Source organism: Sphingobacterium arenae, from assembly GCF_014692505.1.
Taxonomy (GTDB): Bacteria; Bacteroidota; Bacteroidia; order Sphingobacteriales; family Sphingobacteriaceae; genus Sphingobacterium; species Sphingobacterium arenae.
Window position 1 is genome coordinate 546,880 of the sequence record NZ_JACNYK010000001.1, and the last position, 13,818, is coordinate 560,697.

The window sequence follows — 13,818 nt, forward strand, 5'->3', positions numbered from 1 at the left end:
AGTTTTGTATTTAGTTGATTAATATGTTATTGGGGCATTCCAGTCGGCCGCTTTCTTTTGCCCGCGCATTTCTTCGAATTTCACTGTTTCATCTTTCTCGGAAGGCGCATTCACAAAATGAACAAACCGCTTGCGTATATCCGGGTTGTTAACCGCAACCTTCCATTCACATTGATAGGCGTCTACTAATGCCTGCATCTCTTTTTCCCAAGTTTCCGCCATTCCAAGACTGTCTTCCACGACAACATTCCGGAGGTAATCGACGCCGCCTTCCATTTTATTCAGCCAAGTGGCCGTACGTGTTAATGGATCGGCAGTGTGTATATAAAACATAAGGAACCGGTCTAGATAGCGTATACAAGTTTCACTATCGATGTCACTCACCAAGAGATGCGCATGTTGAGGTTTGCTGCCGCCGTTTCCGCATACATACAAATTCCAGCCTTTTTCCGTGGCAATGATTCCAAAATCCTTACTCTGCGCTTCGGCACATTCCCGGATACAACCGCTGACGGCGGATTTCAATTTGTGGGGAGATCGGATCCCACGATACCGTTCTTCGATCTGAATAGCAAAGGATACACTATCGTGAAGACCAAAACGACACCACGTACTTCCTACACAGCTTTTTACCGTGCGTAAAGCTTTTCCGTAGGCATGTCCACTTTCAAAACCAGCTGCAATTAACTCTTCCCATATAAAAGGAAGGTCATTGAGGTGCGCGCCAAACATGTCGATGCGTTGTCCGCCCGTGATTTTGGTATAAAGCCCATATTTCTTAGCGACTTCGCCGATAACGATCAGTTTTTCGGGTTGGATTTCTCCTCCCGGTACGCGTGGTACAACAGAATAGGTTCCACCTCGTTGTATATTGGCCAAAAAGCGGTCATTGCTATCTTGAGCCACATCATTTCCCTTTCCCAGTATCATTTCGTTCCAAAGGCTGGCTAATAGCGAAGAAACTAGGGGTTTACAGACTTCACAGCCGTGCCCTGTTCCAAGATTGTCCAGTACACTGTCGTAGGTTCTTAGATCATGAATCTTGATGAGATCAAATAGCTCTTGTCGACTAAAATTGAAATGTTCACATAGGGTATTGCGAATATATTTACCCTGTTTCTTCATGGTATATGCTACCAGGTCTTTGACCATAGGGACACAGCCACCACAACCAGAACCGGCTTTCGTGCATTTCTTGATATCATCGGCATTCTCACATCCTTGCTGACTTACCGCATCACATATTTGAGCCTTTGTAATGCCTTCGCAGCTACAGATCAACGCCGTGTCGGGCAAGGCTTCCAGTCCTGTGCCGGCGGGTTTACTTTCACTTTGTTCTCCTAAAAGGAGCGTTTCGGGGTGTTCCGGTAGCGGCATATTGTTATTTACAGTCTGTAATAACATATTGTAACTCGCTGCTTCACCCACCAAAATACCACCTAATAGCCTTTTACCATCCGGACTGATATTGAGCCGTTTGTAAATACCTTTATTCTTGTCTTCCAGAAGAATGGTCCGAGCATGAGGCTCCGTGATAAATGGATCTCCAAAACTAGCCACATCGACGCCCATTAATTTTAGCTTTGTGCTCATGTCGAAACCAGAAAAAAGCTTTTGTTCGCCAGAAATGGTAGTTGCGGCGACCTCTGCCATTTCGTATCCAGGAGCTACCAAGCCATATATCATATCGTTATAAAGGGCGCATTCACCGATAGCGAAGGTGTGAGGGTCGGACGTACGCATGCTCTCATCGACGACGATTCCTCCGCGAGGTCCAATAGCCAGTCCCGCAGCTTTTGCTAACTCATCACGAGGTTTGATGCCTGCCGATATGATCAAGATATCGCTGTCCAATTGCGTGCCATCAGCGAATGCAAGCCCTGTTATTTTATTTTTGCCTAGTATTTGGGTTGTGGATTTTTGCAGAAAGCAGGTCAATCCTAGTGCCTGTAGCTTGTTTTGTAATAGGCTGCTAGCCATGTCGTCAATTTGTCTGGGCATTAGTCGTGGAGCAAATTCCACAACAGCTGTTTCTTTTATGCCGAGATCTACGAGTGCTTTTGCTGCTTCCAGACCTAACAATCCACCGCCAATGACCGTACCTTTATTTGCGGCCGAGGCATATGCTTTAATTTGGTCAAGGTCTTCGATCGTGCGATATAAAAATACCCCTTCTTTGTCGACACCGGGAATTGGGGGGACGAAAGCAGCCGATCCGGTAGCTAGGATGAGGTAATCGTAATCTATCTGGATATTCTTTTTGGAATGGATGCGTTTTTTTTCAATATCAATGTCTACAATAGGGTCATGGAGATATAAATCAATATTATTTTCTTCGTACCACTCGTTTTTTGACAAAAATAAATCATTTAATGTCTTATTTCCGAAATAATCAGTGAGATGTACACGATCATAAGCCCTAATTGGTTCCTCGCCGAACACTATTAGCTTAAAATTGCTGCTTTTTGTTGTTAATTTTTCGCAAAACTTATGACTAACCATTCCGTTTCCGATTACTACGACTGTTTTTATGTTCATTTTTCAAATATTTAGAGGTAAAAAATGATTTTTCGCTATTTATTTTGCTAATTTATGTTTTTGATATCAGTAAATGAAATATTTTCATGATATATATCATATTATTTTATATTTTTGATTGATTTGTGGTAAATTTTAATGATTTTTATATGGTAAATCGGTTAAAATCTCTAAAAATAGTCGGTTCTGGTCCGGGTGATCCAGAATTATTGACGATAAAAGCGTATAAAAGCATAAAAAATGCCGAGGTAATACTGTATGATAACCTAATTAATGAAGAAATACTCCATATTGCTTCGGAAAAATGTCTAAAAATATACGTGGGAAAGCATCCGTACGGAAAATACATGCCACAGGAAGATATAAATACATTAATAGCTTATTATTGTGGGCGTTTTTCCAATGTGGTAAGGTTGAAAGGAGGTGATCCGTATATATTTGGTAGAGGATTCGAAGAGTGGTTTGTTGCAAAGGAGTTGGAGATCGAGGTAGAATATATTCCAGGGATCAGCAGCATGCAAGGTGTAGGATTGAGTGATATACCGCTGACGCATCGTGGTGTTAGTGAAGGCGTATGGGTCTTGACAGGTATGAAAAGAAATGGTGATATCGCGACTGACCTTTCGTTAGCGGTTCGCTGTAATTCTACAGTTGTTATATATATGGGTATGCGTAAATTAGCAGAAATCGCACGGATCTATCTGATGAATGGTAAGGGAGATCGCCCGGCTGCGATCATACAGCGGGCTTCCAGGGCAGATGAAAAGAAAGTGCTATGTAAGGTTAAAGACCTGGTGAAGGCGAGTCAGCAAGCAGGGATGTCTCATCCTGCTATTGTTATTATCGGTGAAGTTGTCAATTTGCAGTATAATCTTTCTGCTTTATTGCAGCGAGAAAGAAATATGGTGTAATTGTTTTGATAGTCGAGCGTACTATATTTGATTTTCTGCATGCTTTTTGATAGCATTAACATAGTTAATAGTTATAAACTAGAAAAGATATGAGGAAGATGCTGTTTGTGTGGCTAAGTATGCTGATTGGACTTCAGGCTATAGCACAAAATAACCAAAATATAGTCGGAAAATGGAGAACCGTGGACGATGAAACGGGAGAGACAAAATCTATTGTAGAAGTTTTTCAAAAAGCAGACGGTAAGTATTATGGTAAAATTAGCAAACTCCTCATCAGGCCGGAGAACGACAAATGTGTGCAATGTAAAGATGATCGGAAGAATCAACCGCTGTTAGGACTGGAAATTATCCGTGGCATAATACGAAAGGGAAGCGAGTTTTCCGATGGTACCATTACAGATCCTAAAAATGGTAAGACATATAAGTGCATCATCACGAGGAAAGGGGATGAACTTCTTGTTCGAGGTTACATCGGTTTTTCCCTAATTGGAAGAACGCAGACCTGGAAACTTGTAAATTAGTTGTTCTCCCGTAGATAATGACTAAAAATATTTTCCGTGCGTTGCAATTTACACATTATATAAAAAAGTGTATTATTCATCAGATTTTTCTATTAGGAGTTCTTGAATGCTACGCATTTTGCGTAAGTTTGAGATGAAATAACGCGCCATGTCTGTTAATATGTCTTACCGGGAGAATGTTAAGCTTGCCTTACAATCCATTGTAAGCAATAAGTTGCGTACTTTTCTGACGGCGTTGATTATTGCTATTGGAATAATGGCACTTATTGGTGTATTAACTTCTATTGATGCCATGCAAAGCTCGTTGACCAACTCCTTCTCGTCAATGGGATCCAATTCATTCAATATTCGTAATCGTGGGGTGAATGTCCGCATTGGAGATTCCGGGAGCCAAGCAAAAGTGTTTCCGTCCATTACATACCGAGACGCTTCAGCCTTTAGGGAAAGATTTGACTATAGTGCTGTTGTTTCGCTTAGTGCAAATGTCACCTGGGGAGCAACGGCCAAGTATATGGCTGAAAAGACAAACCCCAACATCGGCGTAATAGGTGTGGATGATAATTACCTACAGACATCAGGGTATAAGCTTTCTGATGGACGAGATTTTACCATTCAAGATGTGGAAAATGCGCATGGTGTGGTTATTATAGGTGAAGAGGTTAAAGGTAAATTATTTAAAAATAATAAGAATCCAATAGGGGAATATATTACCATTGGTGGAGAACGGTTTACGGTGATTGGCGTGCTAGAAAGCAAAGGATCAAGCGCTGGCTTTGGTTCGGATAAAACGTGTTTTGTTCCCCTGTCGCGTGGAAGGGCGATGATGTCGCAGGGAAACCCCTCCTATGTCATTACTGTTATGACTACGGATCCCTATAAAATGGAGGGCGCTGAAGGAGAGGCTATTGCAACCTTTCGTAAAATCAGGGGATTGACAGCGAAACAAACCAATGACTTTGAAATTGTGAAATCGGATGCGGTGGCGCAGATACTGATGCAGAACCTTGCCTACGTAACGTTGGGTGCTGTTGTTATCGCTTTTATAACATTGGTGGGGGCTTCTATTGGTCTAATGAATATTATGCTGGTTTCTGTGACGGAACGGACACAGGAAATCGGTGTGCGGAAAGCCATTGGGGCAACTCCGGAGGTGATCAGGAAGCAATTCTTAATGGAAGCTATTGTGATTTGTGTGCTTGGAGGGATTGTCGGTATTGTAGTTGGTATCGCTATAGGTAACCTGCTGGCATTGGCCTTGGGGGCAGACTTCATTATTCCTTGGAAATGGGCGGTTTTGGGGATGTCTGTTTGTATCGGTGTGGGCATGCTGTCCGGCTACTATCCGGCCTCAAAGGCTTCAAAGCTGGATCCCGTTGAAGCATTGCGGTACGAGTAAACGGAGTAAACGATTGCATGCGCCGTATTCCAAAATATACCCCTATCTTCGTAAAAGTTCAAGGCAATATAGCTTTAGTTACTAATAACTCATTACTTTTAAGATGTACAACACTTTAAAACCAGCATTGGAAAAAGAGCTTGCAGCAATTAAAGAAGCAGGTTTGTATAAAGAGGAACGCATTATTGTGACACCGCAGGGCGCTGATATCAAAGTTGATACGGGGCAGGAAGTCATCAATTTTTGTGCAAACAATTATTTGGGCTTGTCTTCCCATCCGAAAGTGATAGAAGCAGCAAAGAGCGCGATTGACCGGTATGGTTACGGCATGTCGTCCGTTCGGTTTATCTGTGGGACGCAAGATGTTCATAAAGAATTGGAACGTAAATTATCCAAGTTTTTGGGGACTGAAGATACCATTTTGTATGCGGCGGCGTTTGATGCAAACGGTGGGGTCTTCGAGCCGTTATTTGGTGCGGAAGACGCTATTATATCCGATGAGCTGAATCATGCCTCCATTATAGACGGCGTGCGTTTGTGTAAGGCGCAGCGCTTCCGATATAAAAATTGTGACATGGAAGATCTGGAAGCTCAACTGAAAGCAGCTTCGGGAGCCCGTCATCGAATTATTGTAACGGACGGAGCCTTTTCTATGGATGGTTCAATGGCCCCTTTGGACAAAATCTGTGATCTAGCGGATCGGTATGAGGCCTTGGTCATGATTGACGATTCGCACTGCTCAGGCTTCATCGGGAAAACTGGTCGAGGGACACATGAGCTGTTCGATGTGATTGATCGCGTAGATATTATCACGGGGACATTGGGTAAAGCACTAGGCGGTGCATCTGGTGGTTTTACGTCTGGACGTAAGGAAGTTATCGATATGTTGCGTCAACGCTCGCGACCCTATTTGTTTTCAAACACCTTGGCTCCGGCTATTGCAGGGTCTTCCGTTGCCGTATTAGATATGTTGAGTGAAACAACTGCGCTTCGTGACAACCTCGAAAATAACACGCGATATTTTCGGGAAAAGATGACAGAAGCTGGCTTTGACATCAAGCCCGGTTTTCATCCGATTGTTCCGGTGATGCTTTACGATGCTAAATTAGCACAGGAATTTGCCGCTAAGATGTTAGAAGAGGGTGTTTATGTAATCGGATTTTATTATCCGGTCGTACCTCAAGGAAAAGCCAGAATTCGCGTGCAATTATCCGCAGCACACGATAAACAACATCTAGATAAGGCTATTGCTGCCTTCACGAAAGTAGGTAAGGAATTAAAGGTAATAAAATAATAATATAAAAAAATAAATTTTGAGGTGCAAAATGATTAACTTTGCACCTCAAAATTTTTATAATACATTATCGCTCAATGCAAAACATTAGAAATATTGCGATCATCGCACACGTCGACCACGGCAAAACAACCCTTGTTGATAAAATCCTCCATTTTACAAGCCAATTCAGGGAAAATGAGAATACCGGAGAATTGATTTTGGATAATATTGATTTGGAGCGGGAGCGAGGAATCACAATTGTTTCCAAAAATGTAGCAGTAAAGTATAAAGATACCAAAATCAATATTATTGACACACCGGGTCACGCCGACTTTGGTGGAGAGGTGGAACGCGTATTGAAAATGGCCGATGGAGTGGTGCTATTAGTCGATGCATTTGAAGGACCGATGCCGCAAACCCGTTTTGTAACAGGAAAAGCGCTAGGATTGGGAATCAAACCGATTGTGGTTGTAAATAAAGTAGATAAAGAAAATTGTCGTCCAGAGGAAGTTTATGAGCAGGTCTTTGATTTGTTTTTCAATCTGGGAGCAACAGAGGAGCAGTTAGATTTTCCGGTATTATATGGGTCCTCTAAACAAGGTTGGATGTCTACAGACTGGAAGCAACCTACAACAGATTTTACAGATTTATTAGAAGCTATCGTTTCGCATATACCCGCACCGGAAATTTCGGAAGGTACGTTGCAGATGCAGGTTACGTCCTTAGACTATTCTACCTTCGTAGGACGTATAGCTATCGGACGTGTTGCTCGAGGTACGATCAAGGAAGGTCAGCCTGTTTCTTTGGTTAAACGTGATGGAAAAGTGGTAAAGTCTCGCGTAAAAGAACTACAGATTTTCGAAGGCTTAGGGCGGGCGAAAGTATCGGAAGTAAAAGCCGGTGATATTTGTGCGGTAGTTGGTATTGAAGGTTTTGAAATTGGCGACACCATTGCAGACTTTGAAAACCCAGAACAATTAGAAGTTATCCACATCGATGAGCCAACGATGAACATGTTGTTCACGATCAATAATTCTCCATTCTTTGGTAAAGAAGGTAAATTTGTGACTTCTCGCCATATTTATGACCGTTTGCAGAAAGAATTAGAGAAAAACTTGGCATTGCGGGTGGTTCCTACAGAATCTCCAGATGCTTGGTTGGTATATGGTCGCGGTATTCTGCATTTATCGGTATTGATCGAAACAATGCGTCGTGAAGGATATGAATTGCAAGTAGGCCAGCCGCAAGTAATCGTAAAAGAAATTGACGGCGTAAAATGCGAACCGGTCGAAGAGATGGTTGTCGATGTGCCTGCAGATGTTTCAGGGAAGGTGATCGAACTGGTTACCCAACGTAAGGGAGAGCTACTCGTGATGGAAACAAAAGGAGAAATGCAGCATTTGGAATTTTCCATTCCATCCAGGGGAATCATCGGGTTGCGGAATAACGTGTTGACTGCTACGGCAGGAGAAGCTGTGATGGCGCACCGTTTGAAAGGTTATGAACCGTGGAAGGGAACGATTCCAGGTCGTTTGGCAGGCGTGTTAATCTCTTTGGATACCGGCACAACAACAGCTTATTCCATTGATAAACTACAAGACCGCGGACGTTTCTTTGTTGATCCTGGTGTAGACATTTATGAAGGTCAAATCCTAGGTGAACATATCCGTGACAACGACTTGACGATCAATGTTACCAAAGGAAAGCAATTGACGAATATGCGTGCTTCTGGTTCAGATGATAACGTACGTATTGCACCGGCCATCAAATTTTCCTTGGAAGAATGTATGGAATATATCCAAGCAGACGAATATATTGAGGTGACACCACAGTCTATCCGTCTGCGTAAAATTTACTTGACGGAAAACGAACGTAAGGTAAACGCGAAGAAATTCCAGTAGATAAGAATCGAACGGTTTGTTATATTTTATAGAGACGCCATCCCATCGGCGTCTCTTTTTTTTGTTATCTTTAAATATGGATAAGGATAACATAGAATGGTTTGTTGTCAAGAAGCCTCGCGAAGAAGGAAAAATAGAAAAGGTAGAGGTCGGTGGAAAAAAACTTTGCGTTGTTTTATGGAACGGAAAGCTTTATGCTACCACTAGTCGCTGTCCACACGCAGGCGCAGATCTTAGTCTGGGTTGGTGTGAAGGAGGAAAATTAGTTTGTTCGTATCATCGACATCGATTTGATTTGCAAACCGGAAAAGGAGATGAAGGGCAAGGTAATTATATAGATACCTTTCCGCTAAAAGAAGAAAATAATCAATGGTATGTGGGGATTAAGAAGTCTTGGTGGAAGCGGTGGTTTTAATTCAACGTTAAAATTATACATTTTTTATGTCGCTCAAGCCGCGACAGGGCTTGTACTTTTTTTCTCTCAAAAAAAGTACACAAAAAAAATCGCCACTTTAAAATTTTGATGGAATGTGAAGTGCACTCATAATATTTCTACATATTCAAAATTTTATATGTGGCATTAGAAGTTAAATAAGGGATAATACAATTGCATGAACCCACCTTAACTTTAATTGTCGCATCCAGATTTTTGAGGTGGGTAGACCCCCATCCTTAGCACTATCCATTCTCCTCAAAGATCTGAAGCGACGCTTTTTTGCGCAACTTTTTTCTAAAAAAAGGTTGCATAAAGAAAACGTTTCTTTTAACCTATCAGTTTTATCCCTTTAGGATAGACACTCGTTCAAGAACCAAATTATTTAAAAAAATAATCTGTATTTTTGTACACTATGGCTAAAGATCTTCAAGTTACGATTGATAAAGACTCCGGCTTCTGTTTTGGCGTGGTGTATGCTATTGATATGGCAGAAGAGATTTTGGAAGAGGATGGATATCTATACTGCTTGGGCGATATCGTTCATAATGACGAAGAAGTGGCTCGTTTAAAAGCCAAAGGTCTGCGTATTATCGGGCATGGCGATTTAGCCGGCCTGAAGAATGAAAAAGTTCTGATTCGGGCCCATGGCGAAGCCCCCGAAACATACCGTACAGCCCTTGAGAATAATATTACGCTTATTGATGCCTCCTGTCCAGTCGTACTTAAACTACAAAATAGGATCAAAACGTCTTTTGATGGTCAGGAAAAAATCTTGATTTTTGGAAAGCATGGACACGCAGAAGTGATAGGATTGCAAGGTCAAACAAATAATGAGGCAATTGTTTTCCAAGATTTAGAAGAACTAGATAGCATCGAACTTCCTCCATCCTTTACGCTGTATAGCCAGACTACAAAAAGTGTCGATAAATTTTACGCTATTAAACAGGAACTTCAAAATCGAGGCTATGAAGTAAAAGCCAACGATACGATATGTCGGCAGGTTTCCAATCGCTATGAAGACTTGGGTGATTTTGCTCGCCAATATGACAAAATTGTGTTTGTGTCTGGTAAGAAGTCGTCCAACGGGAAAGTGCTTTACGATGTGTGTAAGCAAGCAAATCTCCAGAGTTATTTTATCTCCGATCCGGCGGAATTGGATGAAACGCTATTTCAACCGAATGATACCGTAGGAATCTGCGGTGCGACATCCACGCCCATGTGGCTTATGAAAAATGTAAAGCTGGCGCTAGAGCAGTTTTAAGCTCAGTCATGTTATTCTCATATTATCTGTGTTTCCCCAACTTCCCTGTAATTTATGGTTATTTTTGTAGCAAATGAGTAAAAGCGCTACAAAAGGAATTCTTTTGGTGCAATTAGGCACACCGGACAACCCTACAACAGCTGATGTACGCAGGTATTTGACAGAATTTTTAATGGATCCTCGAGTAATGGATATACCTTATCTAGGACGTACACTATTGGTAAAAGGGGCAATTGTTCCAAAACGTGCACCGTTGTCAGCAGCAACTTACCGGACGATATGGGACGAGGAAACAGGATCCCCGTTGTTGTATTATAGTGAATTACAGCGTGACTTGTTACAGCGGGAGTTAGGTGAAGAATATCATGTTGAGTTAGCGATGCGTTACCAAAACCCATCGATTGCTTCAGCTTTGCAGAAAATGGAGGCCATGATGTTGGAATCCGTTCGTGTAATCCCTCTTTTTCCACAATATGCTTCTGCAACCACCGGTTCAGTCATTGATAAAGTCATGGAGATTATGCGGCGCTGGCAATACTTTCCAGAGGTATCTTTTGTTAGCAGCTATTGTGACGACGCAGAAATGTGTCAGACGTTTGCCGATCACGGGCGTCGATATCCAATCGAAGAATACGATCATGTGTTGTTCAGTTACCACGGATTGCCGGTAAGACAGCTTGGAAAGGTTGATCCTTCTGGTTCGCTAAAATGCCCAGACTCGGGTTGTGAATCCTGTAAAGAATCCAAAAAAGCTTATTGTTACCTGTCGCAGTGTTATGCGACATCGCGCTCCATAGCCGCGAAATTGGATATTACACAGGAGCAGTATTCGGTTTGCTTCCAGTCTCGGTTAGGAAAAACACCATGGATTCAACCCTATACTTCCGATACCTTGCACGAAATGGCGGCACGCGGGTTTAAAAAACTACTCGTATTTAGTCCGGCTTTCGTAGCGGATTGTATAGAAACGCTCGACGAGATCCAAGTCGAATACGCGGATGAATTTAAAGCGTTGGGAGGAGAAGAGATTACGATGGTAGAAAGCTTGAACGATGACCCAAAATGGATTAATGTGTTGAAGCGATTGGCACAAGGATAAAAAGAATGTTATGTTAATATTTAACGCCATATTATTAGTTGTTTTCGATTTTTATATTTTCTTTGCCTTACGTGCGACGAAAATTAAAATGGCGAAAACAAAATGGTTTTCATTGGTGTGGTGGGGCTATTCTATGGCTTTATTGCTCGGGCTCTACATCTCTGCGCAGTTTAATCTTCCTCTAGCATATAGATCCATTATTTTGGTTGCTTTTTTTATGACGGCAACCAGTAAGTTTATTTTTATCGTGGTACTGCTACTCGATGATATTCGTCGGGGAGGAATTTGGATAGCGAAACTTTTCGCTCCACGTAAGCGTGAAAATTTAGAGGAGCGTGTCGAAGCGCTTTCTGAGCCTCTGCCCGAAAAACCAATAAACGGAATCTCCCGTTCGGAGTTTTTAACCAAATCCGGTATATTAGTAGCCTCTTTACCTATCTTTCCCTTATCTTGGGGCGTTATTTCGGGCGGATATGATTATAAGGTCATTCGACAAAAACTGTACTTACCCAACCTTCCCGCGTCATTTCATGGTATGCGTATCGCACAGATATCGGACGTCCATTCGGGATCCTTTTATAACAAGAAAGCCGTATTGGGAGGAATTGAAATGCTTTTGGGCGAAAAACCAGATGTGGTCTTTTTTACGGGAGATTTGGTCAATAATGTTGCCTCTGAAATGCGGGACTATCAAGATATTTTCGCAAAATTAAAAGCAGATTTAGGCGTATATTCGGTATTAGGTAATCACGATTATGGAGATTATTATTTCGGTAGAGAGGATTCTGCTGCAAAGCGTAAAAATCTGAAAAATCTTAAAGAAACCCATCAGGTAATGGGGTGGGATTTATTGCTGGATGAAAATCGTTCCATCGAATTGAATAAGGAGAAAATTTCCATTGTAGGCGTAGAAAACTGGGGTACAGGTCGCTTTCCGAAGAAAGGGGATTTGAAAAAGGCATTGACGGGAACGGAAGACGCGCAGGTAAAGTTGCTCCTATCGCACGATCCGTCTCACTGGAGAGCACAAGTACTGGATACAGATGTGGATGTCATGTTTGCTGGGCACACGCACGGCATGCAGTTTGGTGTTCGTGGCGAACATTTCCAATGGAGCCCAGCTAAATACATATACAAAGAATGGGCTGGTCTTTATGCGCATCAAAATCAGAAACTCTATGTAAACGTAGGGTACGGATTTTTAGGTTATCCCGGACGCGTTGGGATTCTGCCTGAAATTACTGTTTTCGAATTAATAAAAGGAGAAAAGCCGATCATTTCTTAATCCCTGACTTGTCAAAAGTATGATCGAGACGGTAAGTTTCTGATAGTCATTCAGTTTTGTTTCTGTAAAGTGTATTATTGACACTTTTTGTTCTTCATCTATTTTGTTTTTCCAAAAAAAAGGGGATATTTATAAAAATATAACCTTAAGCCATGCTGGATTTTGCAGAACAACCACACAAACGTAAGAATCTTTTAACCGGAGAGTATATTCTTGTTTCTCCCCATCGAAGTAAACGTCCTTGGCAGGGGCAAGTTGAAGATCTCGCGCCGGACGACCGCCCGCAGTATGATCCCAAGTGTTATCTATGCCCAGGGAATTCGCGTGCAGACGGTACCCAAAACCCCGATTATACGGATAGTTTCGTATTTGTTAACGATTTTTCTGCTTTACTGGAAGATACATCGATTGAGCAGTTTGAAGACGAGGAATTGCTGATAGCCGAATCGGAGAGAGGAATATGTAAAGTGATTTCCTTTTCACCACGCCATGATTTGACGCTACCTCAGATGGATTTGCCGGCTATTCAGGCGGTTGTAAACCTATGGCAACGGGAATTCAAAGAGTTGGCGGAAAAGGAATGGATAAAATATATTCAGATATTTGAAAATAAAGGCAGCATTATGGGCTGTAGTAACCCACACCCGCACGGTCAGATCTGGGCAGAAAGTTCGTTACCAGTGGAAATAGAAAAAGAGGGAAAACAGCAGGAAATTTATTTTAAAAAACACGGACGTACGCTTCTTCAAGATTACGTGGTCCTCGAATTAAAAAAGGAGGAACGTATTATCATCGATAATACACACTTTGTAGCGCTTGTTCCCTTTTGGGCAGCTTGGCCTTATGAAACGATGATTATCAGCAAACGTCCCGTACCCTCTATTCTAGAATTTACGGAAGAAGAGAAGGAAGACTTGGCGCGTACGTTACAGGAGCTGACAATTCGTTACGATAATATTTTTAAAACTTCTTTTCCGTATTCAGCAGGTATGCACCAATCCCCCGTAAACTCTGGAGAACATCCGGAGTGGCACTGGCATATGCATTTTTATCCGCCTCTGTTACGCTCGGCGACTGTAAAGAAGTTTATGGTGGGGTATGAGATGTTAGCTACGCCGCAGCGTGACATTACCCCAGAACAAGCAGCGAATACGCTAAAGCAACAATCTACAATTCATTACAAAGGATAAACAC

The 13,818-nt window shown here is 42.0% G+C and carries 11 protein-coding genes; 10 read left to right on the forward strand and 1 reads right to left on the reverse strand.

Annotated features, from left to right (window positions below; genetic code table 11):
- Nucleotides 1-18: 18 nt before the first annotated feature.
- Nucleotides 19-2,538, reverse strand: a complete 2,520-nt coding sequence (gene nirB / locus H8B17_RS02335) for a nitrite reductase large subunit NirB (RefSeq protein WP_190307551.1) — start codon at nt 2,536-2,538, stop codon at nt 19-21.
- Between the two features lie 149 nt (nt 2,539-2,687).
- On the opposite strand from nirB, the gene cobA reads away from it, so the two are divergent.
- From cobA to H8B17_RS02385, 10 genes are all read left to right on the forward strand, one after another.
- On the forward strand, nt 2,688-3,449 hold the full coding sequence (gene cobA / locus H8B17_RS02340; RefSeq protein WP_190307552.1) for a uroporphyrinogen-III C-methyltransferase: 762 nt from the start codon (nt 2,688-2,690) through the stop codon (nt 3,447-3,449).
- A gap of 89 nt (nt 3,450-3,538) precedes the next feature.
- Nucleotides 3,539-3,970, forward strand: a complete 432-nt coding sequence (locus tag H8B17_RS02345) for a DUF2147 domain-containing protein (RefSeq protein ID WP_190307553.1) — start codon at nt 3,539-3,541, stop codon at nt 3,968-3,970.
- A 148-nt stretch (nt 3,971-4,118) separates the two neighbouring features.
- Nucleotides 4,119-5,366, forward strand: a complete 1,248-nt coding sequence (locus H8B17_RS02350; protein ID WP_190307554.1) for an ABC transporter permease — start codon at nt 4,119-4,121, stop codon at nt 5,364-5,366.
- A gap of 103 nt (nt 5,367-5,469) precedes the next feature.
- Nucleotides 5,470-6,660: a glycine C-acetyltransferase gene (gene kbl / locus H8B17_RS02355; RefSeq protein WP_190307555.1), complete on the forward strand. Its 1,191-nt coding sequence runs from the start codon at nt 5,470-5,472 to the stop codon at nt 6,658-6,660.
- A gap of 77 nt (nt 6,661-6,737) precedes the next feature.
- A complete protein-coding gene (gene typA, locus H8B17_RS02360; RefSeq protein WP_190307556.1) occupies nt 6,738-8,543 on the forward strand; it encodes a translational GTPase TypA in 1,806 nt (601 codons plus the stop codon).
- A gap of 76 nt (nt 8,544-8,619) precedes the next feature.
- Nucleotides 8,620-8,958: a Rieske (2Fe-2S) protein gene (locus H8B17_RS02365; protein WP_190307557.1), complete on the forward strand. Its 339-nt coding sequence runs from the start codon at nt 8,620-8,622 to the stop codon at nt 8,956-8,958.
- Nucleotides 8,959-9,391: 433 nt separating this feature from the next.
- The gene (locus H8B17_RS02370) at nt 9,392-10,240 is read left to right on the forward strand and encodes a 4-hydroxy-3-methylbut-2-enyl diphosphate reductase (protein ID WP_190307558.1); all 849 of its coding nucleotides are present in this window, start codon (nt 9,392-9,394) and stop codon (nt 10,238-10,240) included.
- A 73-nt stretch (nt 10,241-10,313) separates the two neighbouring features.
- Complete coding sequence (gene hemH / locus H8B17_RS02375; protein WP_190307559.1) at nt 10,314-11,339, forward strand: ferrochelatase; 1,026 nt, start codon at nt 10,314-10,316, stop codon at nt 11,337-11,339.
- Between the two features lie 10 nt (nt 11,340-11,349).
- Nucleotides 11,350-12,624 (forward strand): metallophosphoesterase, encoded by a 1,275-nt coding sequence (locus tag H8B17_RS02380; protein ID WP_190307560.1) that lies wholly within the window; start codon nt 11,350-11,352, stop codon nt 12,622-12,624.
- Between the two features lie 152 nt (nt 12,625-12,776).
- On the forward strand, nt 12,777-13,814 hold the full coding sequence (locus H8B17_RS02385) for a UDP-glucose--hexose-1-phosphate uridylyltransferase (RefSeq protein ID WP_190307561.1): 1,038 nt from the start codon (nt 12,777-12,779) through the stop codon (nt 13,812-13,814).
- The last annotated feature ends 4 nt before the right edge of the window (nt 13,815-13,818 follow it).

Bases quoted from the DNA above. Each gene is read 5' to 3' on its own strand.
- nirB (WP_190307551.1), bottom strand. From the start codon at position 2,538: ATGAACATAAAAACAGTCGTAGTAATCGGAAACGGAATGGTTAGTCAT.
- cobA (WP_190307552.1), top strand. From the start codon at position 2,688: ATGGTAAATCGGTTAAAATCTCTAAAAATAGTCGGTTCTGGTCCGGGT.
- H8B17_RS02345 (WP_190307553.1), top strand. From the start codon at position 3,539: ATGAGGAAGATGCTGTTTGTGTGGCTAAGTATGCTGATTGGACTTCAG.
- H8B17_RS02350 (WP_190307554.1), top strand. From the start codon at position 4,119: ATGTCTGTTAATATGTCTTACCGGGAGAATGTTAAGCTTGCCTTACAA.
- kbl (WP_190307555.1), top strand. From the start codon at position 5,470: ATGTACAACACTTTAAAACCAGCATTGGAAAAAGAGCTTGCAGCAATT.
- typA (WP_190307556.1), top strand. From the start codon at position 6,738: ATGCAAAACATTAGAAATATTGCGATCATCGCACACGTCGACCACGGC.
- H8B17_RS02365 (WP_190307557.1), top strand. From the start codon at position 8,620: ATGGATAAGGATAACATAGAATGGTTTGTTGTCAAGAAGCCTCGCGAA.
- H8B17_RS02370 (WP_190307558.1), top strand. From the start codon at position 9,392: ATGGCTAAAGATCTTCAAGTTACGATTGATAAAGACTCCGGCTTCTGT.
- hemH (WP_190307559.1), top strand. From the start codon at position 10,314: ATGAGTAAAAGCGCTACAAAAGGAATTCTTTTGGTGCAATTAGGCACA.
- H8B17_RS02380 (WP_190307560.1), top strand. From the start codon at position 11,350: ATGTTAATATTTAACGCCATATTATTAGTTGTTTTCGATTTTTATATT.
- H8B17_RS02385 (WP_190307561.1), top strand. From the start codon at position 12,777: ATGCTGGATTTTGCAGAACAACCACACAAACGTAAGAATCTTTTAACC.